This window comes from Ramlibacter sp., from assembly GCF_035627355.1.
Lineage (GTDB): Bacteria > Pseudomonadota > Gammaproteobacteria > Burkholderiales > Burkholderiaceae_C > Ramlibacter.
In genome coordinates, this window is sequence record NZ_DASPLW010000007.1 from 225590 (window position 1) to 248337 (window position 22748).

Here is a 22748-nt window from a genome sequence, read left to right on the forward strand (position 1 = left end):
TGCCCCGAGTGGTGTCATCGGGCTCGACGCGCGGCAACTGCCTCGGCGAGGACGCCGAGCAATCCCGCCGAGTCTTCCCAGCCCAGGCAGGCATCGGTAATGCTCTTGCCGTACTCCAGGTCCCCGGGCTTGTCCTTGCCCGGCGTGAACTTCTGGGCGCCGGCGTGCAGGTGGCTCTCCACCATCACGCCGAACACGCTGCGAGAGCCGCCGGCCAGTTGCCGGGCGATGTCGCGCGCCACGTCCAGCTGCTTCTCGTGCTGCTTGCTGCTGTTGGCATGGCTGCAATCGACCATCAGCCGCGGCGGCAGCTTGGCGGCCTCGAGTTCGCGGCAGGCCGTGGCCACGCTGTCGGCGTCGTAGTTGGGCGCCTTGCCGCCCCGCAGGATGACGTGGCAGTCCTTGTTGCCGTTGGTGCGCACGATGGCCACCTGCCCGTTCTTGTGCACCGACAGGAAGTTGTGCCCGCGGCTGGCCGCCATGATGGCGTCGGTCGCGATGCGGATGTTGCCGTCGGTGCCGTTCTTGAAGCCGATCGGCGCCGACAGGCCCGAGGCCAGTTCGCGGTGCACCTGGCTCTCGGTGGTGCGGGCGCCGATCGCGCCCCAGGAGATCAGGTCGCCGATGTACTGGGGCGAGATCACGTCGAGGAATTCGCTGCCGGCCGGCACGCCCAGGCGGTTGATCTCGATGAGCAGCTGGCGGGCGATGCGCAGTCCCTCGTCGATGCGGTAGCTCTGGTCCAGGTACGGGTCGTTGATCAGGCCCTTCCAGCCGACCGTGGTGCGGGGCTTCTCGAAATAGACCCGCATCACGATCTCCAGCGTGTCGGCGTAGCGGCGGCGCATCTCCTGCAGCCGGCGCGCGTACTCCAGTGCCGCGTCCGGGTTGTGGATGGAGCAGGGGCCGATCACCACCAGCAAGCGGTCGTCGGCGCCCGCCATGATGTCGTGGATGCGGCGCCGGGTCTGGCTGACCAGGCCTTCCACTTCGGTCCCGCGGATCGGGAAGAAGCGGATCAGGTGCTCGGGTGGAGGCAGCACGGTGATGTCCTTGATGCGCTGGTCGTCGGTGGCACTGGTCTTGTCGACGGGGTGCGGATACCAAGGCTCGCTGGCGGTGGCGGATCGGGCTGCATTCATCGGTGAGGCTCCTTCGCGGTCTGGAAAAGGCATAAAAAAACCGCCGGGGGTCCGGCGGTTTCTTCGGGGGTTCTCGCGTTTCTTGCAGGTACGCTCAGGACTCTCGACCGCCGGGGGCGCCAGAGAACCAAAAGTAGCCAAAGAAGAACACGCTGTGCTTGCGCATGGGTCGGAAATTTAGCACATGCACGCTCAGGCCGTGCCGCCGACCGTCAATCCATCGATGCGCATGGTCGGCTGGCCGACGCCCACGGGCACGCTCTGGCCTTCCTTGCCGCAGGTGCCCACGCCGCTGTCCAGCTGCATGTCGTTGCCGATCAGCGTGACCCGCGTCAGCGCGTCGGGGCCGTTGCCGACGATGGTCGCGCCCTTGACCGGATACAGGATCTTCCCGTTCTCCACCCAGAAGGCCTCGCTCGCGGAGAACACGAACTTGCCGGAGGTGATGTCCACCTGGCCGCCGCCGAAATTGGTGGCGTACAGGCCCTTCCTGATGCTGGCCACGATCTCCTCGGCCGGCTTGTCGCCACCCAGCATGTAGGTGTTGGTCATGCGCGGCATCGGGATGTGGGCATAGCTCTCGCGGCGCCCATTGCCGGTGGGCGCGACGCCCATCAGCCGGGCGTTGAGCGAGTCCTGGATGTAGGCGCGCAGGATGCCGTCCTCGATCAGCACGTTGCGCTGGGTGGCATGCCCCTCGTCGTCCACGTTGAGCGAGCCGCGCCGGTCGGCGATGGTGCCGTCGTCGAGCACGGTGACGCCCTTGGCCGCCACGCGCTCGCCGATGCGGCCGGAGAAGGCGCTGGAGCCCTTGCGGTTGAAGTCGCCTTCCAGCCCATGGCCCACGGCCTCGTGCAGCAGCACGCCGGGCCAGCCCGGGCCCAGCACCACGGTCATCTCGCCGGCCGGGGCAGGCCGCGACTCCAGGTTGGTCAGTGCGGCCTTGGCGGCATCGTCCACGTATTCGCGGATGCGCTCCTCGTCGAAGTACGCCAGCCCGAAGCGCCCGCCGCCGCCGCCCGAGCCCACCTCGCGGCGGCCGTTCTGCTCGGCGATGACGGTGACCGACAGGCGCACCAGCGGCCGCACGTCGGCGGCCAGCGTGCCGTCGGCTCGTGCCACCATCACGACGTCCCACTCGCTGGCGAGCCCCGCCATGACCTGCACGATGCGCGGGTCCTTGGCGCGGGCCAGCTGCTCCACGCGCCCGAGCAGGTTCACCTTGGCCGTGCTGTCCAGCGTCGAGATCGGATCGACGGCCGGGTACAGCGACCGGCTGGAGGCCACCTTCTTGCGGGCGCCGACCTTGGCCCGTCCGGACTGCATTGCCGATGCGATCGACCGCACCGTGCGCGCGGCGTCCAGCAGCGAGGCTTCGGAGATGTCGTCCGAGTAGGCGAAGGCGGTCTTCTCGCCGCTGACCGCGCGCACGCCCACGCCCTGGTCGATGCTGAAGCTGCCGGTCTTGACGATGCCCTCCTCCAGGCTCCAGCCCTCGCTGCGCGTGTACTGGAAGTAGAGGTCGGCATCGTCCACCCGGTGCGCCTGGATCTCGGCCAGGGCGCGCGCCAGGTGGGTTTCGTCCAGTCCGAAGGGTTCGAGGAGCAGCCGCTGGGCCGTGGCCAGGCGCTCCAGGGTCGGTTCGCGGGAGATCATCGAAGGATTCTAGGTGCGGCGCCCCGCCCCTGCGGTGCAGTGGCCCATGCACCGCGCCGGCGCGGCTCAGGTTCGCTGGCCGCCGAGCAGCTGCAACAGGGCCGCGTCGTCGAGCTCGCCCAGCCCGGCCTGCGCGGCCTGCTCGAACACGCCGGCGGCGACCGGCCCCAGCGGCCCCTCGAAGCCCGCCTGCCGCGCCATCGCGACCGCCAGCCTGGTGTCCTTGCGCAGCAGGTTGACGTGGGCGCGCGGCGCGTAGTCGCCCGCCAGCGCCCGCCGCATGCGGTCGGAGCCGATCCAGCTCTGCCCGCTGGACCGCTCGATCACGTCCAGCGTGCGACCGGGGTCCAGGCCCAGCCGCTGCGCCAGCGCCATCGCTTCGGCGGCGCCGGCCAGGTTGATCGCGGCCAGCAGGTTGTTGACCAGCTTGGTGCGGGCACCGTCGCCGCAACGGTCGCCGACGCGGAACACCTGGCTGCTCAGCGCGGCGACCAGGCCCTGGGCCTGCTGCCAGGCCTCGTCGCTGCAGGCGACCATCAGGCTCATGGTGCCCTCGCGGGCGCGGGCGGGACCGCCCGACATCGGCGCATCCAGCGGATGGAGCCCGCCCGCGGCCAGGCGAGCGGCCAGTCCCGCCACGTCTTCCGGCGCAATCGTCGGGCAGAGCAGCACCGGCGCGCCGGGCGCGAGCGCCGCGGCAGCGCCCCGCTCGCCGAACAGCACCGCTTCGCTCTGCGCCGCATCGACCACGCAGACGATCAGGGCGCCGGCGCCCTCGGCCGCCTGCGCCGGGTCGACGGCCGGCCGGGCACCGAGCGCCTGCAGCGCCGCCACCTTCGCGGCAACGAGATCGCAGGCGTTCACCGACCAGCCCAACCCCAGCAGGCGCTGCGCCACGGCGCCGCCCATGTTGCCGACCCCGACGATGCCGACGCGGCAGGGGCCGCTCATGTCTGCACCAGCCGCTTGGCCTTGGCGATCGACATCAGGATGCCCAGCCCCAGCCCCAGCGTGACCATCGCGGTGCCCCCGTAGCTGATGAAGGGCAGGGGCACGCCCACCACCGGCAGGATGCCGCTGACCATGCCCATGTTCACGAAGGCATAGGTGAAGAAGATCATGGTGATCGCCCCAGCCAGCAGGCGCGAGAACAGCGTCGAGGCCTCCAGCGCGATCGCCAGCCCGCGGAAGATCAGGAAGATGAAGCCGGCCATCAGGCACAGGTTGCCCACCAGCCCGAACTCCTCGGAGAAGGCGGCGAAGATGAAGTCGGTGGTGCGCTCGGGGATGAACTCCAGGTGCGTCTGCGTCCCCTGCATGAAGCCCTTGCCCAGCAGGCCGCCCGAGCCGATCGCGATCATGCCCTGGATGATGTGGAAGCCCTTGCCCAGCGGGTCCTTGGTGGGGTCCAGCAGGGTGCAGATGCGCTGCTGCTGGTAATCGTGCAGCACCGGCCAGCGCACGCCCTCGCCGCACAGCTGACCCTCGAACACCACCAGCAGCACGATGCCGACCAGCCCGATCGCCACCGGCGGCACGATCAGCTTCCAGGACAGGCCGGCAAAGAAGATCACCGACACGCCCGCCGCCAGGACCAGCAGCGAGGTGCCCAGATCGGGCTGCTTCATGATCAGGCCCACCGGCACCAGCAGGATCAGCCCGGCCATGGCGTAGTCCAGCGGGCGCAGCTGCCCTTCCCGCTTCTGGAACCACCAGGCCAGCATCAGTGGCATGGCGATCTTCATGATCTCGCTGGGCTGGATCACCACGCCCAGGTCGATCCAGCGGCGCGCCCCCTTCTTGGCGATGCCGAACATCGCCACCGCCACCAGCAGCGCGACCCCCAGCGTGTACAGCGGGACGGCCAGGCTCATCAGCCGCTGCGGCGGCACCTGCGCCACCACGAACATGATGGAGCCGGCGATCAGCATGTTGCGCGCGTGGTCGTAGAAGCGCGTGCCGTGGTCGAAGCCCGATGAATACATCGTCATCAAGCCGGCGCTGGCCAGCAGGAACACGGCGAACGCCAAGGGGCCGTCGAAACCCTGGAGCATCGGGGCCACCCGCTGCCACAGCGGCGGCTTTTCGAGGACAGCGGACATGGGGGCGGATTATCTCCGCTGGCATCATTGCCGGATGAGCGAAGAACCGGCTTCCGTGACGCATTTGCTGTACCTGCACGGCTTCCGTTCGTCGCCCCGCTCCGCCAAGGCGGTGCGGGTGGCCGAGCGGATCGCCCGCGAGCACCCGGGGCTGGCCTGGTGGTGCCCGCAGCTGCCGCCGTCCCCGCGTGCGGCGATGCAGATGGTCATGGACGGGATCGCGTCGTGGCCGCGCGACCGCATGGGCGTGATCGGCTCCTCGCTGGGTGGGTTCTACGCCACCCACGTGGCCCACGAGACCGGCTGCCGCGCGGTACTGCTGAACCCGGCCGTGGATCCGGCGCGCGACCTGGCCCGGTACATCGGCGAGCAGACCTTCTGGCACGACCCGAGTCAACACTTCTACTTCGAGCCGCGCTACGTCGACGAATTGAGGGCGATGGAGCACGGCCCCCTGCCCCACCCTGAACGGGTGCTGGCCATCGTCGCCAAGGGCGACGAGGTGCTGGACTGGCGCGAGATGGTGGGCCGCTATCCGGGCTCGGCCATCGACCTGATCGAAGGCGGCGACCACGCGATCAGCGACTTCGACCAGCGCATCGACCGGGTGCTCGCCTTCCTGGGCCTCGGCAGCCCCGCCGGCTGAAACCCGCATGGGACAATCGCGGCGATGTACGCATTGTTCGAAGAGGCCGGCAAGTTCCAGGCCGGGCGGATCCTCTCCGAAGCCGAATCGTCGGCACAGGTCGAGCTCGACAGCGGCAAGCGCGTCAAGGTCAAGGCCCAGAATCTCCTGCTGAAGTTCGACAAGCCGCAGCCGGCCGAGCTGGTCGCGGCGGCGCAGGCCCTGTCCGCCGACATCGAGCTGGACCTGGCCTGGGAGTTCGCGCCGGAGGACGAATTCGGCTTCGCCGACCTGGCGCGCGAGTATTTCAGCGACAAGGCCTCGCTGGAACAGCAGGCCGCCGCGCTGTTCCGGCTGCACGAGGCGCCGCACTACTTCCGTCGCGCCGGCAAGGGGCGCTTCCGCAAGGCGCCGGCGGAGATCGTCCAGCAGGCGCTGGCCGCCATCGAGAAGAAGAAACTGGTGCAGCAGCAGATCGCGGCCTGGGCCGCGGAGTTGGCCGCCGGCAGCTGCCCACCAGCGGTGCGCGAGCAGTTGTTCCGCATCCTGTTCAAGCCGGACAAGAACGGGCCCGAATACAAGGCCGTGGTGGAGGCCTCCCGCGCCACCCAGACCGCGCCGCTGGCGCTGCTGCAGAAGGCCGGTGCGATCGACTCGGCCTACCAGTTCCACTGGAAGCGCTTCCTGTTCGAGCAGTTCCCCAAGGGCACGGGCTTCCCGCCGCTGGCGCCGCCGGCCATCGCCGAGGCGCTGCCGCTGGCCACCGTCCAGGCCTTCTCGGTCGACGACTCCAGCACCACCGAGATCGACGACGCGCTGTCGGTGCAGGGGCTGGGCACCGGCACCGTGACGCTGGGCATCCACATCGCCGCGCCCGGGCTGGCGCTGCAGCCGGGCACGCCGCTGGACGCGGTCGCCCGCCAGCGGCTGTCCACCGTCTACATGCCCGGCCACAAGATCACCATGCTGCCCGACGAGGTGGTGCAGGCCTATACGCTGGAGCAGGGCCGCGATTGCCCGTCCGTGTCGCTGTACCTGCGCTTCGACGAAGCCTCGCTGGTGCTGCAGGACAGCCAGACGAAGCTGGAGCGCGTGCCGGTCACGACCAACCTGCGCCACGACCAGCTGGACGAGCACATCACCGAAGCCTGGCTGGAGAATCCGCAGGCCCCCGCGACGGCCGTGCCCGAGCCGGCCGCCCACCTGCGCGAGCCGCTGGCCTTCCTGTGGCGGCTGGCCCGGCACCTCAAGGGGCTTCGCGAGCAGGTGCGCGGCAAGCCCGAGACCTTCACCCGGCCCGACTACAGCTTCCGCCTGCTGGGCGAGCGCGAGGGCGAGCCGACCGGCGACGAGCGGGTGGAGATCACCGTGCGCCGCCGCGGCGCGCCGCTGGACCTGATCGTCTCCGAGGCCATGATCCTGGCCAACAGCACCTGGGGCCAGTGGCTGGCCGAACTGGGCGTGCCGGCGATCTACCGCAGCCAGGCCAGCCTGCTGCCGGGCGTCAAGGTGCGCATGGGCACCAAGGCGCTGCCGCATGCGGGGTTGGGGGTCAAGAGCTACGCGTGGAGCACTTCGCCGCTGCGCCGGTACACCGACCTGGTCAACCAGTGGCAGATCATCGCGGCCGCCCGGCACGGCCGCACCGCCGCGCTGGCGGCGCCCTTCAAGCCCAAGGACGCCGAGCTGTTCTCGGTCATCTCCGCCTTCGACTCGGCCTACTCCGCGTACAACGGCTACCAGGCGGCCATGGAGCGCTTCTGGACCCTCCAGTACCTGCGCCAGCACGACATCCGCGAGCTGGTGGGCACGGTGTTCCGCGAAGGCCTGGTGCGCGCCGACGAACTCCCGCTGGTGCTGCCGGTGCTGGGTACCGAGACCCTGCCGCGCGGCACGCGGGTGCGGGTGAAGCTGGGCGCGATCGACGACATCGCGCTGGACGTCGCCGGCACTGTGGCCGAGCGGCTGGACACGGCGCCGGCGCCGGTGTCGGCGGAAGACGACACCGGCGAGGACGAAGAGCCCGTGGCCGGGCCGATCGCCATCGCGGTGGACGTGACCGAGGGCGAGCAGCCCGACAATGCGGCCGATAATCCGGCCCCGTGAACCTGAAGTCCTTCAGCACCCTGCAGATCGCGCTGGGCGTCTCGGTGGCGGTCCACGCCGCCCTGCTGACGGTGCGCATCGTGGACCCCGAGGGCTTCAACCGCGTGTTCCAGGACACGCCGCTGGAAGTGGTGCTGGTCAACGCCGCCAGCCACGACAAGCGGGAAAAGGCTCAGGCCATCGCCCAGCGCACCCTGGCCGGCGGCGGCGAGGCCGCCAAGGGCCGCGCCACCTCCCCCCTGCCACCCTCCGCGCTGACCGAACTGGGTGACGCGTCCGAAGACGCGCAGCGCCGCATCGAGGCCATGCAGGAGCAGCAGATGGTGATGCTGGCGCAGGTCAAGCGCATGCTGGCCGCCATGCCGCCGGCGGACCCCCGACAGCCGAGCAGCAGCGCCGAGGCGAAGGAACGGGAAGAAAAGCGCCGGCGCCTGTCGCAGCTGCTGGCCGAGATCGAGCGCCGCATCAACGAGGAGAACGCGCGGCCGAAGAAACGCTACATCAGCCCCGCCACCCGCGAGGAGGTCTATGCGATCTACTACGACGGCCTGCGCCGCAAGATCGAGGAACGCGGCACCACCAACTTCCCGGAGCTGGGCGGCCGCAAGCTGTACGGCGAGCTGACCATGGTCGTCACCGTCAACCACGATGGCCGGGTGCTAGGCACGGAAGTCGTCGAGACCTCCGGCAACACGACGCTGGACCGCCGTGCCCAGGCCATCGCGCGGGCGGCCGGCCCCTTCGGCCGCTTCAACGAAGCCATGCGCCGCCGCGCCGACCAGATCGTGGTGGTCTCGCGCTTCCGGTTCACGCGCGACGAGACGCTCGAGACCAAACTCACCAGCCAATGAGCGAGGACCGCTACTGCGTGATCGGCAACCCGGTCGAGCACAGCCGCTCACCCTGGATCCACGCGCGCTTCGCCGAACAGACCGGCCAGCCCGTCGCCTACGGCAGGCGGCTGGCGCCGCTGGACGGCTTCGCCGCCACGGTGCGGCAGTTCCGCCAGGAAGGCGGCCTGGGCTGCAACGTCACCGTGCCCTTCAAGTTCGAGGCCGCCGCGCTGGCCGATGCGCTCAGCGCACGGGCGCGACAGGCCGGCGCCTGCAACACGCTGCGCTTCGACGGCGGACAGGTGTTCGGCGACAACACTGACGGCGCCGGGCTGGTGGGCGACATCCGCGCCGCCGGCGTCGAGCTGGCCGGGCGCGACCTGCTGCTGGTGGGCGCAGGCGGCGCCGCGGCCGGCGTGCTGGGCCCCTTGCTGGATGCGCGGCCGCGCCGCGTGGTGATCGCCAACCGCACGCCGGCCAAGGCGCAGGCGTTGGTGGACGGCCATGCGACGATCGCCCAGGGCGCAGAGCTGCTCGCCTGCGGGCTGGACGACATCGCCGGTGCCTTCGACATCGTCGTCAATGCCACGGCCAGCAGCCTGGCCGGCGGCTCCGTGCCCGTGCCCGGCCGCGTGCTGCGGCCCGGCGCACTCGCCTACGACATGATGTACGGCCCGGCGGCCGAGGGCTTTCTCGCCTGGGCCCGCGCGCATGGCGGCATCGCGCGCGACGGCCTGGGCATGCTGGTGGAGCAGGCAGCGGCGTCCTTCTTCGTGTGGCGCGGCGTACGGCCCGACACCGCGCCGGTGCTGGCCGGCCTGCGCGCGCTGCTGTCGGCAGGGGGTTGAGCGTGAAGGGCTTGCTGCGCTGGCTGCTGCTGCTGGTGCTGGCCGGCGTCGCTCTGCAGCTGTTCTTCGTGCTGCGCATCGCGCTGGCTACCGTCGTCGATCCGCAATCCACCACCTTCCAGCGCTCCGAGGCGTGGCGCATCGCCGTGGAGCGGAACCGCTTCCGATGGCGCCAGCAGTGGGTGCCGTACGAGCGCATCTCCGGGCACCTCAAGCGCGCCGTGATCGCATCCGAGGACGATGGCTTCGCGAACCACGAAGGCGTGGACTGGGAGGCGATCGAGAAGGCCTGGGAGAAGAACGCCCGCGCCGAGGAACGCGCCGCGCGGCGTGCCAACCTGCGGTCCAACGCGCGCCCGCCCAGGATCGTCGGCGGCTCCACCATCACCCAGCAACTGGCCAAGAACCTGCTGCTCTCGGGCGAGCGCACCCTGCTGCGCAAGGGGCAGGAGATGGTGCTGACGTTCGCGCTGGAGGCCTTGCTGTCCAAGCAGCGCATCCTGGAGATCTACCTGAACAGCGTGGAGTGGGGCGAAGGCGTGTTCGGCGCCGAGGCCGCCGCGCGCCACTACTGGCACAAGCCCGCCAGCCAGCTCAGTGCCTACGAGGCCGCGCGGCTGGCCGTGATGCTGCCACGGCCGCGGTACTTCGAGCGGGTGCCCAACTCGGGCTACCTGGCCAACCGCGCGCAGACCATCCTGGCGCGCATGCGCAGCGCGGAACTGCCCTGACGCAGGGAGCGGGGGCCTACTTGGCCCGGATGTCGCTGCCAGCCCCGTTCACGCGCCCGTTCGGGACGGGTGCCTGGAAGGCGCCGTCCTGCACGGCGATCGGCGCCGAAGCCGCGACCGCCCGCCCATAGACGTCGTCGAACCGGACGATGTCGTCTTCGCCGAGGTAGTCGCCCGACTGCACCTCGATGACTTCGATGGGGGTCGTGCCCGGGTTGCAGAGCCGGTGCACGGTGCCGACCGGGATGTCGACCGACTGGTGCTCGGCGAGCATGAAGGTCCTGGTGCCCAGCGTGACTTCGGCGGTTCCACGCACCACGGTCCAGTGCTCGGACCGGTGGTGGTGCAGCTGCAGGCTGATCGCCGCCAGCGGATCGATGTGCAGCCGCTTGACCTGGAAGCCGGGTCCCCGCTCGACGCTGTCGTAGTACCCCCATGGCCGCAGCACCTTGCGGTGGCTGGTGGCCTCCGGGCTCCCGCCGCGCTCGAGCTGGTCCACCACGCCCTTGACCTGCTCGGCGGCGGACCGGTCGGCCACCAGGACCGCATCCGGCGTGTCGATGATGATCAGGTTGTTCGTCCCCAGCGCCACGACGCGGCGGTACGGCGCGTGGATGTAGTTCCGGCTCACGGCGCCCACAACGGTGCCGTGGCCCTCGATGTGGTTGCCATGCTCGTCGGGGGGAGCCAGGTCGGCCACGGCATTCCAGCTGCCGACGTCGCTCCAGGTGCCCTGGAACGGCAGCACCACCAGCCGGTCATGCCGCTCCATCACGGCGACGTCGATGCTTTGCGACTCGCAGCCGCGCATCGCGGCCGCATCCGGCCGGATCGTGTCGTCCTTGCGCTGCGCCCGCTCCATCGCCTGGCGGCAGGCCGCCAGGATGCCGGGCGCATGCCGCTCCACCGCCTGCAGCAGGATGCGCGGCCGGCACAGGAAGATGCCGGCGTTCCAGAGCACGTCGGCACCGTCGATGAGCGCCTGCGCCCGTTGCGCGTCCGGCTTCTCCACGAAGCGGGCCACCCGGTGCCCGCCGTGCTCGTGCGGCTCGGCGCGCTCGATGTAGCCGTAGGCGGTGCTCGGATGCGTGGGCACGATCCCGAACACGACGATGGAACCGCTCTCTGCGGCGGCCACCCCGCTGCGCACCATGGCGGCGAACGCCCCGGCGTCGGGGATGTGGTGGTCCGCCGGGCAGAACAGCTGCAGCCGGTCCGGCTCGCCAGCCTGCAGCGCCGCCAGCACCATTGCCGCTGCGGTGTTGCGGGCGCAGGGCTCCAGGATGAGCAGGGCCCGGCCCACCGTCCGCTTCACGGCGTCGCGCAGCAGGAACCTGTGCTCCTCGGCGCCCACGCACACCGGCTCCCCGCCTTCCAGGAGCGGCGCCACGCGCTCCAGCGTGAGGTCCAGCAGGCTCTTGCTGGCGACCAGCTCGACGAACTGCTTGGGAAACGCCTTGCGCGACACGGGCCACAGGCGGGTGCCGGAGCCGCCACAGAGAATGACAGGTTGGATCATTGGCGCCTCGAAGGGGGTGCAGCGGGTCCCGGCTTGCGGGAGGTGGGGCCAGCCTATGCACAGCATCCCACGCACGCGAGAGATGAAACAACCCAGTTTCCTAGGCGTTTTGTCCCGGAGCGGGCCGGCCGCTGGACAGGCGCAGGAAGAATGTCCTGCCCGCTGGGTGACAGAAGCCCCTTCCGGGCGCCGGCGCATGCGCATCCAATCGCCCGATGCGCGCGATTTCCGCGGGGGTCACCGGATGAAGATCTACCTGGATCAACTGCCTCCCAGGCTCACCCCGGACCAGGGCCAGTGGGGCTTCGCCAAGGCCATCCTCGACCGGCTGCTGATGGCCGGCGCGTACCTGGCCACGGTGGGTGCGTTCCGCGTGCCCTTCCGGCGCAACGACCTCATCGTCGTGCTGATCGTCCTGATGGTGAGCGCACCCGGCCGGATCCCGTTCCGCCGCATGGACCGGTCGATCGCCTGGCAGATCGTCAAGCACTGGGGGCTGTCGGTCGTCTCGCTCGCGCTGATCACCGTCATCCTGAGTGCCGTGTTCCCCGAGGATCCGGCGCTGGTCGAGCCACGGATCGCGCTGGCGTGGAGCGCGGCGGCCCTGCTGACGCTGTTCGCGGCCCATGCCGCCTCGCCCTTCGTGGCGCCGCATGTGTCCAGGCTCTACCGCAAGGACAAGGTGCTGATCGTGGGCATCAACGACGTGGCCCGCCGCCTGTCGCGCCTGATCGCGAGCGGCGAGGCCGATGGCCAGCAGCTGGTGGGCTTCGTCGAGGACCGGTCGCCGCCGCGGCTGCAGCGGGCTGCTGGCGAGCGCGTGGTCGGCGGCTTCGAGCAGCTGGGCGAGCTCACGCGGACCCACGGCGTGAGCGTCATCTACCTCGCCATCCCGATGGCCCAGCAGCCGCGCGTGCTGGCGTTGCTCGAGCAGCTGCGCGACACCACGGCTTCCGTGTTCTTCGTGCCCGACGTGTTCATCGCCGACCTGGTCCAGGCCCGGGTGGCCACCGTGGCCGGCCTGCCGATGGTCTCGGTGTGCGACACGCCGCTGCAGGGCGCGGCCGCGGTCAAGAAGCGCGCGCTCGACCTGGTGGTCACGCTGGCGGCGATGCCCTTGCTGCTGCCCGTGCTCGGGGTGATCGCGCTGCTGATCAAGGCAACTTCCGAAGGCCCGGTGATCTTCAGGCAGCGGCGCTTCGGCCTCGATGGACGCGAGATCACCGTCCTGAAGTTCCGCACCATGAAGGTGATGGAGGACGGCCACACCACCTACACGCAGGTGACCCGGGACGACGACCGGGTCACCCCCATAGGCCGCTTCCTGCGCAAGAGCTCGCTCGACGAGCTGCCGCAGGTCTTCAACGTGCTGGAGGGCAGCATGAGCCTGGTCGGCCCCCGGCCGCACCCGATCGCGGTCAACGAGACCTACCGCAAGCTCATCGCCGGCTACATGATCCGCCACAAGGTCAAGCCGGGCATCACCGGCTGGGCGCAGGTGCATGGCCAGCGGGGAGGCAACGACCTGCCGTCCATGCGCAAGCGCACGGAGTACGACATCGCCTACCTGCAGTCCTGGAGCCTGGGCCTGGACATGAGGATCCTCGTGCGCACTGCGCTCATGCTGGTGCGCGGCGACATGATGGGGTACTAGGACCCTGGGTTGGCGCACGGGCGCCGGGTCAGGCGCCGCGGCCCTGGCGCGAGGCCGGATTGGTCACGTAGCGCGCCAGCGGCAGCGCGGCCGACCGCGGCAGGACGATCACGAGCACGGCCCAGACGGCGATGCAGGACTTCAGCAGCGGCGAGAAGTCCGGCGAGGTGCGCAGCGCGAACCACAGGTCGGCGAACTGTTGCTGCCCCGTCGAGAGTCGCCGCAGGTACCGCATGTCGCGAAAGACGCCGAGGACGAACTCCTGCTTCTGGGTGCTGAAGGACACCAGCCGCGGCGGCAGCTCGAGGCCGAGCTGGTGCTTCACGTGCGACCGGAACGTCGCGATCCGGGCCCTGAGCTTCTCGGGTGCGTTGTACTTGCCCGCATTGGCGAAGGCGAGCGAGGCTCCCTCATCGCCGGCCGACCCGTGCAGGCGATAGCGCCCCAGCACGGCGTCCACCGCAACGACCTTGCCGTTCAAGGCGCTTCCATAGACGGCGAAGAAGTCCGCGCAGTACTTGTCCTCGGTGACGGGGAGCGGGAACAGGCCCAGGAGTGCCCTCCTCGCATAGGCGTTCCCGGACCCGGGTGCCGACGAGTACAGGACGCCTTTGGTGGCCAGCAGGTGGCCCACGTCGCCGGACGCGAGGACCCTGGGCGTCTGCCCGGCGCGCGGCTCCCCCCCGGGTCCGATGAAGGACAGCCGGAAATGGGCCTTCGCCGTGTCCGCATCGATGGCCGGCACCACCCGCTCGGCCATGTCCGGCAGGTACAGGTCGTCCGCATCGAGGAACAGGACGATGTCGCCGGACGAAGCGGCGAAGCCTGCGTTGTACGCGGCGCACTGCCCCTGGTTGGCCTGGTAGATGGCCTTCACCGAGCCGGCCGCGACGAACTCGCCGATCACGGCCCGGGAGTCGTCGGTCGATCCGTCGTCGACCACGATGACCTCCACGTGTCCGTACGTCTGCCCGAGTGCCGAGCCGATCGCGTCGCGCAGGAACCGGCCGTGGTTGTAGTTGCAGATGATGATGGACACGAGCGGTCCGGGGCTTTGCTGGGAGCTTGGCATCGGTCACCTGCGACGGGTTGGCCCGTGGAGCGACGCGGGCATCGTCAGGCCTGGAGGAGGGTCGCGTGCGCCACGGCCTGCCTAGTACTCGAGCCCCTTGCGGGTCTGCTCGCGCCGGCCGAGGCTCGCGAGGTGCGTCCGCAGCTTGGCCCTGAACCGCGAGAACTGCCCGGTGAGCAGCATGCCGCCCGCGCGCAGGAACTTGGGACCCCAGTAGTACGCGAACACCGGCAGGTAGGCCCCGCCGTGCCGGCGCGTCATGGTCCGAACCTGCAGCCAGATGTCCGCCTTGTACAGCTGCGACCGCTGCTGCGGCTGCACCCGGTTGGCGCTCCACCAGTCGTCGACCCAGGCGATCGGGAACTGCTTGCAGATCCGGATCAGCCAGTCCCAGTCCTGCACGAGCGGGTAGCTGTCGTCGACGGGACCGATGCGCTCCAGGGCCTCGCGCCGCACGAAGGCGCTTTCCAGGGGCACGTAGTTGTACCGCAGCATGTCCCGCACGCTTGCCTGACGGCTGCGGGTCCTGCCGATCTCCACGCCCGTCTCGTCGACCTGCAGCGAGTTGCAGTACACCAGGCCGGCCTCGGGATGGCGCTTGAAGGCATCGACGGCCTTGGCGATGGCACCGGGCAGCAGGTAGTCGTCCGCGCTCAGCCAGCAGACGATGTCGCCGCGGGCCAGCGAGAAGCCGAGGTTCATCTTCGCGCTGAGGCCCTGCGGTGCCGGCGTGACGAGGCGCAGGCCCGGGTGGCGCGCCAGGATCTCGGCGGTGCCGTCCGTCGAGCCGGAATCGAGGACGATGTGTTCGACGCGCGGGTAATCCTGCTGCTCGACGCTTCCCAGGGTGTCTTCGATGTAGGCACCCGTGTTGAACGAAGGTGTCACGACCGACACGAGAGGAGTCTCTGGGAGCGGATTCACGGCGCGTGGCCTCCTGGCATGGTCACTGTCCTTTGGTTCGTCTCCGTTGCAAGGCTACGGGCGCAGCACCCCCACCGTAAGGGAGGCTCCTACCGAATCGGCTGGGTGATTTGTCCCGTCGTCGCCGTGCGTGGCAGCCACGACCCGCAGTTCCGCCCGCTGCCCGCAATGCCGGTCACAGCAAGTTCCTAGCCGAATCGGGACAAAACTCCCAACTGGCCGCGAGTCGGTTCGCATCCAATCTCCGTGGGCCGGACCCGACTTCCACCTGTCGTGTCGGCACCGGCTGCGCACCGCCGCACGCACGGCTGTGCAGCTGAATCAGGGAGCAGGTCTTGAGTGCAAGCATCGCCATCGATGGACGATTCCTGACGCAGAGAACGACGGGCGTGCAACGCTTCGCCAGGGAGATCGTCCGCGCGCTGGATGCCGTCGAGATGCCCGGCGTCGAGCTGGAGCTGATCTGCCCGCCGGGTGCCGAACGGCTGGGGCTGGCGCGCATCCGGCAGACTTTTCGCGGCCTGGGCGGTGGCCACGCCTGGGAGCAGCTGCAGTTGCCCTGGTTCGCCGCCGGCCGGCCCCTGCTCTGCCTGTGCTGCCTCGCGCCCGTCTTCTGCAGGCGCCGCGCGGTGGTGGTCCACGACGCCGCGGTCTTCGACCTGCCGGAGGGCTTCAGCCCGCTCTTCACGGCCTGGTACCGGCTTGTGCTGCGGGCCCTGGCGGCCACCGGCGCCCGGCTCGTCACGGTCTCGGAATTCTCCCGGGGCCGACTGGCGCGGGCGTTGCGCGTACCGCCCGCCCGCATCGACGTCGTCGGCGAGGGCACCGACCACGTCGACCGCATCGAGCCCGACCACTCCCTGGCCGACCGGCTGCGAGGCCAGCCGTACGTGCTGGCGATCGGCAGCCTGCAGGCCAACAAGAACATCGCCACGCTGGAGGCCGCCATGCAGGATCCGCGGCTGGCGCACCTCAAGCTGGTCGTCGCGGGCGGGGGGTCGGCGCGTGTGTTCCGTGCGACGCCCGGACAGGGTGGCACCCCGAACGTCGAATACACCGGCTACGTGACGGATGGCCAGCTGGTCGGCTTGCTGCAGCGTGCCGTCCTGTTCGTGTTCCCGTCGCGCTACGAGGGATTCGGCCTGCCGCCGCTGGAAGCCATGCGGGTGGGCTGCCCGGTGCTGGTGTCGAATGCGGCGTCCATCCCGGAAGCCTGCGGCGAGGAAGCGGCGGCCTACTTCGACCCGGACGATGCCGGCCAGCTCGCATCGGCGATCGCCCGCCTGGCCGCGGACGATGCCGAACGGGCCCGCCTGGTCGCTGCCGGCCGACGGCGGGCCGGGCAGATGAACTGGGACGTCCCGGCGCTCGCCGTGCTGGATTCGGTGCGCAAGTGGGTCGCAGCCCGCACGGCGCACCAGCCAGACACGCGGGGCAATGCGGCCACCTGACCATCGGAAACACGCCATGACGATCCAGCAGTTCTTCCGCGCACTCCGCTATCGCTGGCGCTTCGCGCTCACCGTCTGGGTGGGCACCTTGCTCTCGGTGCTCCTGATCGGGTCCCTGCTGATGCCCAACCGCTATCGCGCCACGTCCGAGATCCTGATCGAGGAAGAGGACCTGGATCCGATCGCCGGCGTGCACCTGCCGGGGACCAACCTGCCCAGCCGGATCATGACGGAGGCGGACGTGGTGCGCAGCGCGCGCGTCGTGTCCGGTGCCTTGCAGGCCCTCGGCCCGTCGGTGGAGCAGGCGCTGCGGGAGCGCTGGCAGGAGAAGACCGGCGGGCAGGGCGACTTCCAGGCCTGGGCGGTGGAGGAGATGCAGCGGACGACCGAGGTCCGGCCCGCCCGCGACTCCCGCGTGCTGAAGGTGTCCCATTCCTCGCGCGACCCCAAGCTGGCGGCGGCCTTCGTCAACGCCCTGGTCAAGGCCTACGTCGCGACCTCGGTGGACCTGCGGCTCGGGCCGGTGCGCGAGTTCAACGTCTTCTTCGACGAGCGCGCCAAGCTCCTGCGCGACCGGCTGCACGAAGCGCAGCGGCGCGCCTCCGAGTTCCAGCGGCGCAACGGCATCACCACGTTCGACGAGAAGCTCGACGTCGAGGACGCGCGCCTGGCCGAGCTCAGTGCCCAGGTCGTGGCCCTGCAGGCCAGGGCCGGCGAGGCGCAGCGCCGGCGCAGGGAGGCGGCCGACACTCCCGACCACATGGAGGAGGTGCTCAAGGACGTCACCGTGGCCGAGCTGGCCAAGTCGCTGGCGGTGCAGGAAACCCGGCAGAACGAGCTGCTGGAGCGCCTGGGCGACCGGCACCCGACGGTGGTCGAGTCGCGGGCCATCACGGCCAGCCTTTCCCAGCGGCTCGAGGCCGCCAAGCGCCGGGTCGCGAACGCCTTCGAGGGCAGCAGCAAGGTGCTGGCCAGCCAGCTGGCAGAACGCACGCAGGCGCTGGAACAGCAGCGCGCCAAGGTGCTGCAGCGCAAGGCCCTGCGCGACGAGGCCCGGCTGCTGCAGCAGGAAGTGGACGTGGCACGCGAGGCGTTCGACGCCGTGATCGAGCGCCTGAACAAGACCACCCTCGAGAAGAGCGCCCCGCAGGTCACCGTGTCGGTCCTGAAGGAAGCCAGCGTTCCGCTGCTGGCGAGTACCGCTTCGGTGGCCGCCAAGGCGTCGGTCGGCGCCGCGGTCGGCCTGCTGCTCGCGCTGGTGGCGATCGCGTTTGCCGAGCGGCGCGACCGCCGGCTCCACAGCACCGACGACGTGCTGGCCGAGATCGGGCAGCCGGTGCTGGCCGTCCTGCGGCAGCGCAAGCCGCGCGGCGCACTGTCCCCCGTGCGACCGCTGCTCGTCCGGCCCCGCCCTGCCCTCACCAGCGACTAAGCCATGCCGCAGACCAGCCCCATGACGTCCAACACGGCCCTCAGCACCCACGACGACCACGTCGTCACCCTCAAGCGCGACCGGCGGATGGGGCAACTCCTGGCCTATTCGGGGGTCCTGGACCCCGCCGGCATCGAACAGGTCCTGCGGCACCAGCGCGAGAACGGCGGACGCTTCGGCGAAACGGCCATCGCGCTGGGGCTGGCATCGGAGGACGACATCTTCGAGGCGCTGGCCGAACAGTTCGAGTACCCCTACCTGCGGGAAGCGGCGCTGTTCGACAGCGAGCTGGTGTGCGCCAGCGACCCGCTGGGCGAGGACGCGCACGGCTTCCGGGAGCTGCGGGCCGAGCTGGTGGCCGGTGCGATGGACCGCAAGGGCGAGCGCGGCCTGGCGGTGGTCAGCCCCGAGCGCGGCGACGGCCGCAGCTACGTGGCGGCCAACCTGGCGATCGCCTTCGCCCAGCTGGGCGGGAGAACCCTGCTGATCGATGCCGACCTGCACGCGCCGCGCCAGCACGCGCTGTTCCGGCTGGACGACTCGATCGGCCTGAGCCAGCTGCTCGCCGGGCGCGCGGCGGCGGAGTCCGTGGTGCAACCGTCGCCAGTGACCGGGCTGCTGGTGCTGGGCGCCGGGCCCATTCCGCCCAACCCGGCCGAGCTGCTGCATCGTGGCGCCTTCGAAGCGCTCCTGCGGGAGTTCCTCGCCAGGTTCGACTACGTGGTGCTCGACACCCCGGCCGCCAGCGAGGGCACGGAAGCGCGCATCATCGCGGCGCAGGCCGGCGCCGCGCTGGTCGTGGCGCGCCCCCACAGCGCGCGGATGGCTGCCTTGCAGGGCCTGGTGGCCGCGATCCGGAAAGGTCGGGCGGCCCTGGCAGGTGTCGTCATGAACGAGCACTGACAACCGGGCGCCGGGACGGTTCATGAGCAACCCCTCGCGCGTCAGCGCCCCCCTGCTGGTCCGCTTCTCCGACACGGGTGCGAAGGTGGTCGCGCTGGGGGTGGCGCAATGCGCCGTCTACTCGTTCCCGGTCGTCTTCGCGGTGGTGTGCGCGCGCAACCTCGGCCCGGCCCCCTACGGCGTGGTCGCCTTCTACACGGCGCTCACGTCCTTCCTGTGTATGTTCATCGAGTTCGGTTTCGACTCCATCGGCGTGCGCGAGGTCCATTCCAGCCACTGGCGTGACCGCCCGGCGCAGGTCCTTTGGAACATCACCCTGGCCAAGCTGCTGATCGCCCTGCTGACCTGCACGCTGGCCTTGCCGATCCTGCTCGCCACCCGCAGCCCGAGCGAAAGCTCGATGTCCTGGGCCATGGCGGTTTACATGCTCGCCTTTGCCCTCGAGCCCGGCTGGTACCTTCGCTCCCTGGAACTGATGTGGTCGGCCGCGCTGGTGGCCCTGGTGTCCCGCGGGGCCGGCATCGCCGTGCTGGTGGCGACCGTCGCGGCGCCGGAAGACCTGACGATGGCGATGTGGGCCTACGCCTTCGTGGTGTGGGCCAGCGCCATCGTGGGCTGGCTCCTGATGCACCGGTTCCGCCTGCTGAAGCCGCCGCACGTCGACGTTTCGCAGCTGCGCGCCCTGTTCCGCAGCGGCGCAGCCATCGTGCTGGGCAACCTCAGCGGCGCCTCGATCACGAGCGGAGGCGTCGTCGTCCTCGGCGCGATCGCCGATCCCGTGCTGACCGGTGCCGCCAACATCGCCCTGCGGATCCGGACCGCCGGGCTGGCGATCCTCGTCCCGCTGGGGCAGCTCGGCTACATCCGCCTCAGCCGGCTGATGGCCGACCGCCGCGCCGCCGTGCGCTTCGGGCGCAGCCTGTTCTACCTGCTGATGGTCTGCAGCGCGGCGATCGCACTGCTGATCAGCAGCCACGCCGGCAGCATCGTCACGTTTGCCTACGGGTCCGCGCAGGCGCCGTCCGCTGCCTTCATGCTGACGAGCCTGGTTGCGTTGACCCTACCCGTCTGCATGGCGGAAGCGCTCTTCGGCATGCAGTGCCTGACCCTGTTCCGCAAGGAACGCGTGTACGTCGCCATCGCGATGGTCGGTGCGGCCATCTTCTTCGGCCTGCTGCTTGCGCTCCGCGACATCCCCGCGGGGTTCGGCTGGGCGCTGCTCGCCGCCGATGCGTCGGTGGCGGTGGCGGCCGGGCTGGTGCTTCGCGGGCTCGCCCGATCCGATGCGAGAGCCTGAATACGCCGCTCCCTCGCCGGCACGAGCCCTGCCGTGGTGGACGCGTCCGTCCACCGTCAACCTGCTGTTCGTCCTGCCCATGCTGCTGGTGGTGTACTGGGCCGGCAGCAGCGACCTGCAAGGGCTTGCGGTGCGAACGCGCAACTACCTGTTGCCGTGGCACCTGGCCCTGTGCCTCGGCCTGGTGGTCTTCTCGGCCATCGGAGCCGCGTTGGGCGAAGGCCTGCGGCAGCGCACAGTGCTCCAGGGCCGCGACGACCACCTGGTGCGCGCCGCACTGTGCCTGGGGATGGTGGTGCTCGCCGCCTATGTGTTCTGGTACCGGTCGCTGGTCCTGGACCCGTCCGTGATGCTCCGCATCCTGACCGGCGAGTTCAAGCCCGACCGCGAGGAGATCGGCCGGGTCGTGGGCATCACCTCGTTGGTCAACTGTGCCGCGCCCTTCTTCTCGCTGGCGGGCTACCTCCTCTTCGTGCGCAAGGTGCGCAGCGACGCACTGAAGGCGATGGTGATCGTGCTGCTGCTGTTCACCCTCTTCCGCACCTACATCTGGTCCGAGCGCCTGGCGGCAGCGGAAGCGCTCATCCCGCTGGTGCTGGCCCTGCTCCTGGCCATGCCCAGGCCCACGGCGGAGCAGCCCATGCGCAGCTTGCTCTACCGGCTGGGGCCCTATGCGGCGCTGCCGGTCGTCTTCCTGTTCTTCGCGGTGGCGGAGTACTTCCGCAGCTGGCCCTTCTACGAGGACCGCATGGCGTTCTGGGAGTTCGCCGTGGGTCGCTTCGTCAGCTACTACTACACGGCGCTCAACAACGGGGCCGGCATCCTGGCCACCACGGAGTGGCCGAGCTGGAAGTTCGAGGCCGTGCTGGACTGGCTGCATGCGTTCCCGCTGGGCATAGGGCACTGGTTCTCCGAGGCGGTGGGCGCCACGACCGAGAGCGGCGACCTCTTCCTGCAGCGCTACGGCGACCCGGAGTTCAACTCGGGTTCCAGTTTCCTGGGGGTCACGCTGGACCTGGGCGTGGCCGGGGCCATCCTGTACTTCGCCGTCACGGCGTTCCTTGGCGGCGTCCTGTACTCGCGCTACCTCCGCGGCGACACCATCGCACTGATGCTGTACCCGTCCGTGCTGGTCGCCATCTTCGAAAGCTTCCGCTACTGCTACTGGGGCACCTCGCGGGCTTTCGTCTGGCTCCTGGGGGCCCTCGCCGTGCTGGCCGCGCTGTGGGCCTTCGGCGCGCTGGCCACGGCAAGACCGACCCGCGATGCGGCCCGGCGCTTCGCTTCTTGAGCGCCCCGGCTTCCCCGGACAGCTTCGCCGCCTCCTGGCCATGGGTGCGCTGGCCTCCGGGCTCGCGGCCGCTTACCCATTGGCCGGCAGCCCATCCGCACCCGCGCAGGCCGTGCGCCTGGTCGACCACGGCGCGGCCTGCGATGGCCGCACGGACGACGGCCCTGCCCTGGCCCGGGCGCTGGCACGCGGCCGGGCCTTGCGCCTGCCCGTGCTCGTTCCGGACCGGGTGTGCGCCTACGCGGGCGTCATCCGTGTCGATGGCGCCACCCTGACCGGTTCCGGACCCGACTCCGTGCTGCACGCGCTGGACTGGCGGCGCTCGGCCATCTTCATGTCGGGCGAGTCGCCGGTCGTCTCCAACCTCCAGCTCACGGGGGTGGCCGCGCCATCGCGCCGCGCCGACTGGGAGATGACCCGCATCACCGTGTTCGGCGCCACCGGCTTCGTCATCGACCACGTCACGATCGACGGCGCGGCCGCGGCGGGCATCCAGACGGCCGACCGGGCCATGCACGGGCGGATCACCCACAACGTGGTGCGGAACACGCTCTCGGACGGCATCCACCTGACGGGAGGGGCCAGCCACATCCTGGTGGAGGACAACCTGGTCGAATCGACGGGAGATGACGGGATCGCCGTCATCAGCTACCGGGACGACCCTGCCCGCGTGAGCCATGTCACCGCACGGCGCAACGTCGTGCGCGACAACCGCTGGGGACGGAACATGAGCGTCGTCGGCGGGGAGCACGTGCTCTACGAGAACAACCTGCTGCAGAACAACCTGGCCGGCCGGGCCTGCCTGTACATCGCGCAGGACGGCGGCGAGCTGGCCACCAAGGGTTCGCTCAACGTCGTGGCCCGCCGCAACACGCTGGAGCACTGCGGAGGCTTCCTGGCGAACCATGGCGCAGCGATGGTCTTCAGCGCCGGGCAGGAGGCCAATGCCGGCATCTCGCTGCTCGACAACGACGTCCGGGATCCGCGGCTCGTGGGCATCCGGGTCGCGGGCCCCAATTCGGACGTGCTGCTGCAGTCCAACCGGGTCACCGGGACGATGTGGCCGCTGGACGTCCGCGACCCGGCCGTGCGCGTGATTCCCTACGCCGGTGGCCCCGTCGGCCACGCCGCCGACTGACGCCGGGCTGAAGCCGCGCACGTT

The 22748-nt window shown here is 70.3% G+C and carries 19 protein-coding genes; 12 read left to right on the forward strand and 7 right to left on the reverse strand.

What is annotated here, in order from left to right:
* Positions 1-14: 14 nt before the first annotated feature.
* From VEC03_RS02535 to rodA, 4 genes are all read right to left on the reverse strand, one after another.
* The gene (locus VEC03_RS02535; protein ID WP_324912555.1) at positions 15-1142 is read right to left on the reverse strand and encodes a 3-deoxy-7-phosphoheptulonate synthase; all 1128 of its coding nucleotides are present in this window, start codon (positions 1140-1142) and stop codon (positions 15-17) included.
* A 192-nt stretch (positions 1143-1334) separates the two neighbouring features.
* Entirely contained in the window at positions 1335-2798 is a 1464-nt protein-coding gene (gene tldD / locus VEC03_RS02540; protein ID WP_324912556.1) for a metalloprotease TldD, read from the reverse strand.
* Between the two features lie 66 nt (positions 2799-2864).
* Positions 2865-3749, reverse strand: coding sequence for an NAD(P)-dependent oxidoreductase (locus tag VEC03_RS02545; RefSeq protein ID WP_324912557.1), 885 nt, complete (start codon positions 3747-3749; stop codon positions 2865-2867).
* Entirely contained in the window at positions 3746-4900 is a 1155-nt protein-coding gene (rodA, locus tag VEC03_RS02550) for a rod shape-determining protein RodA (RefSeq protein WP_324912558.1), read from the reverse strand. The genes VEC03_RS02545 and rodA overlap by 4 nt, the downstream gene beginning before the upstream one ends.
* A 34-nt stretch (positions 4901-4934) precedes the next feature.
* Here rodA and VEC03_RS02555 point away from each other — a divergent pair, with 34 nt between their 5' ends.
* From VEC03_RS02555 to mtgA, 5 genes are read left to right on the forward strand one after another with little or no spacing between them, the layout of a single operon-like run.
* Entirely contained in the window at positions 4935-5546 is a 612-nt protein-coding gene (locus tag VEC03_RS02555) for a YqiA/YcfP family alpha/beta fold hydrolase (RefSeq protein ID WP_324912559.1), read from the forward strand.
* A gap of 24 nt (positions 5547-5570) precedes the next feature.
* Positions 5571-7631, forward strand: coding sequence for a ribonuclease catalytic domain-containing protein (locus VEC03_RS02560; protein WP_324912560.1), 2061 nt, complete (start codon positions 5571-5573; stop codon positions 7629-7631).
* A 2-nt stretch (positions 7632-7633) separates the two neighbouring features.
* Positions 7634-8482, forward strand: coding sequence for a TonB family protein (locus VEC03_RS02565; protein WP_324912667.1), 849 nt, complete (start codon positions 7634-7636; stop codon positions 8480-8482).
* On the forward strand, positions 8479-9312 hold the full coding sequence (aroE, locus tag VEC03_RS02570; RefSeq protein ID WP_324912561.1) for a shikimate dehydrogenase: 834 nt from the start codon (positions 8479-8481) through the stop codon (positions 9310-9312). Before VEC03_RS02565 ends, aroE begins: the two co-directional genes overlap by 4 nt.
* 2 nt (positions 9313-9314) lie before the next feature.
* On the forward strand, positions 9315-10043 hold the full coding sequence (mtgA, locus tag VEC03_RS02575) for a monofunctional biosynthetic peptidoglycan transglycosylase (protein ID WP_324912562.1): 729 nt from the start codon (positions 9315-9317) through the stop codon (positions 10041-10043).
* A gap of 16 nt (positions 10044-10059) precedes the next feature.
* On the opposite strand, the gene VEC03_RS02580 is transcribed toward mtgA, so the two are convergent.
* Positions 10060-11562 (reverse strand): mannose-1-phosphate guanylyltransferase/mannose-6-phosphate isomerase, encoded by a 1503-nt coding sequence (locus VEC03_RS02580; protein WP_324912563.1) that lies wholly within the window; start codon positions 11560-11562, stop codon positions 10060-10062.
* Between the two features lie 244 nt (positions 11563-11806).
* Between VEC03_RS02580 and VEC03_RS02585 the strand changes: the two genes are divergently transcribed.
* Positions 11807-13216 (forward strand): undecaprenyl-phosphate glucose phosphotransferase, encoded by a 1410-nt coding sequence (locus VEC03_RS02585; RefSeq protein ID WP_324912564.1) that lies wholly within the window; start codon positions 11807-11809, stop codon positions 13214-13216.
* Positions 13217-13244: 28 nt separating this feature from the next.
* On the opposite strand, the gene VEC03_RS02590 is transcribed toward VEC03_RS02585, so the two are convergent.
* On the reverse strand, positions 13245-14255 hold the full coding sequence (locus VEC03_RS02590) for a glycosyltransferase family A protein (protein WP_324912565.1): 1011 nt from the start codon (positions 14253-14255) through the stop codon (positions 13245-13247).
* A gap of 114 nt (positions 14256-14369) precedes the next feature.
* The gene (locus VEC03_RS02595; RefSeq protein ID WP_324912566.1) at positions 14370-15185 is read right to left on the reverse strand and encodes a glycosyltransferase family 2 protein; all 816 of its coding nucleotides are present in this window, start codon (positions 15183-15185) and stop codon (positions 14370-14372) included.
* Positions 15186-15547: 362 nt separating this feature from the next.
* Between VEC03_RS02595 and VEC03_RS02600 the strand changes: the two genes are divergently transcribed.
* Genes VEC03_RS02600 through VEC03_RS02625 form a run of 6 tightly spaced genes read left to right on the forward strand, consistent with a single transcriptional unit; the run spans position 15548 to position 22724 of the window.
* Positions 15548-16663 (forward strand): glycosyltransferase family 1 protein, encoded by a 1116-nt coding sequence (locus tag VEC03_RS02600; RefSeq protein ID WP_324912567.1) that lies wholly within the window; start codon positions 15548-15550, stop codon positions 16661-16663.
* A gap of 16 nt (positions 16664-16679) precedes the next feature.
* Complete coding sequence (locus tag VEC03_RS02605) at positions 16680-18095, forward strand: hypothetical protein (RefSeq protein WP_324912568.1); 1416 nt, start codon at positions 16680-16682, stop codon at positions 18093-18095.
* Positions 18096-18098: 3 nt separating this feature from the next.
* A complete protein-coding gene (locus VEC03_RS02610) occupies positions 18099-18998 on the forward strand; it encodes a polysaccharide biosynthesis tyrosine autokinase (protein WP_324912569.1) in 900 nt (299 codons plus the stop codon).
* 22 nt (positions 18999-19020) lie between these two features.
* Positions 19021-20295 (forward strand): oligosaccharide flippase family protein, encoded by a 1275-nt coding sequence (locus tag VEC03_RS02615; protein WP_324912570.1) that lies wholly within the window; start codon positions 19021-19023, stop codon positions 20293-20295.
* The gene (locus VEC03_RS02620; RefSeq protein WP_324912571.1) at positions 20282-21586 is read left to right on the forward strand and encodes an oligosaccharide repeat unit polymerase; all 1305 of its coding nucleotides are present in this window, start codon (positions 20282-20284) and stop codon (positions 21584-21586) included. Before VEC03_RS02615 ends, VEC03_RS02620 begins: the two co-directional genes overlap by 14 nt.
* 40 nt (positions 21587-21626) lie before the next feature.
* Positions 21627-22724 (forward strand): right-handed parallel beta-helix repeat-containing protein, encoded by a 1098-nt coding sequence (locus VEC03_RS02625; protein ID WP_324912572.1) that lies wholly within the window; start codon positions 21627-21629, stop codon positions 22722-22724.
* Positions 22725-22748: the final 24 nt, after the last annotated feature.

Excerpts from the sequence above, each read along its gene's own strand:
- VEC03_RS02535 (WP_324912555.1), bottom strand. The coding sequence starts at position 1,142 with ATGAATGCAGCCCGATCCGCCACCGCCAGCGAGCCTTGGTATCCGCAC.
- tldD (WP_324912556.1), bottom strand. The coding sequence starts at position 2,798 with ATGATCTCCCGCGAACCGACCCTGGAGCGCCTGGCCACGGCCCAGCGG.
- VEC03_RS02545 (WP_324912557.1), bottom strand. The coding sequence starts at position 3,749 with ATGAGCGGCCCCTGCCGCGTCGGCATCGTCGGGGTCGGCAACATGGGC.
- rodA (WP_324912558.1), bottom strand. The coding sequence starts at position 4,900 with ATGTCCGCTGTCCTCGAAAAGCCGCCGCTGTGGCAGCGGGTGGCCCCG.
- VEC03_RS02555 (WP_324912559.1), top strand. The coding sequence starts at position 4,935 with ATGAGCGAAGAACCGGCTTCCGTGACGCATTTGCTGTACCTGCACGGC.
- VEC03_RS02560 (WP_324912560.1), top strand. The coding sequence starts at position 5,571 with ATGTACGCATTGTTCGAAGAGGCCGGCAAGTTCCAGGCCGGGCGGATC.
- aroE (WP_324912561.1), top strand. The coding sequence starts at position 8,479 with ATGAGCGAGGACCGCTACTGCGTGATCGGCAACCCGGTCGAGCACAGC.
- VEC03_RS02580 (WP_324912563.1), bottom strand. The coding sequence starts at position 11,562 with ATGATCCAACCTGTCATTCTCTGTGGCGGCTCCGGCACCCGCCTGTGG.
- VEC03_RS02585 (WP_324912564.1), top strand. The coding sequence starts at position 11,807 with ATGAAGATCTACCTGGATCAACTGCCTCCCAGGCTCACCCCGGACCAG.
- VEC03_RS02605 (WP_324912568.1), top strand. The coding sequence starts at position 16,680 with ATGACGATCCAGCAGTTCTTCCGCGCACTCCGCTATCGCTGGCGCTTC.
- VEC03_RS02610 (WP_324912569.1), top strand. The coding sequence starts at position 18,099 with ATGCCGCAGACCAGCCCCATGACGTCCAACACGGCCCTCAGCACCCAC.
- VEC03_RS02615 (WP_324912570.1), top strand. The coding sequence starts at position 19,021 with ATGAGCAACCCCTCGCGCGTCAGCGCCCCCCTGCTGGTCCGCTTCTCC.
- VEC03_RS02620 (WP_324912571.1), top strand. The coding sequence starts at position 20,282 with ATGCGAGAGCCTGAATACGCCGCTCCCTCGCCGGCACGAGCCCTGCCG.
- VEC03_RS02625 (WP_324912572.1), top strand. The coding sequence starts at position 21,627 with ATGGGTGCGCTGGCCTCCGGGCTCGCGGCCGCTTACCCATTGGCCGGC.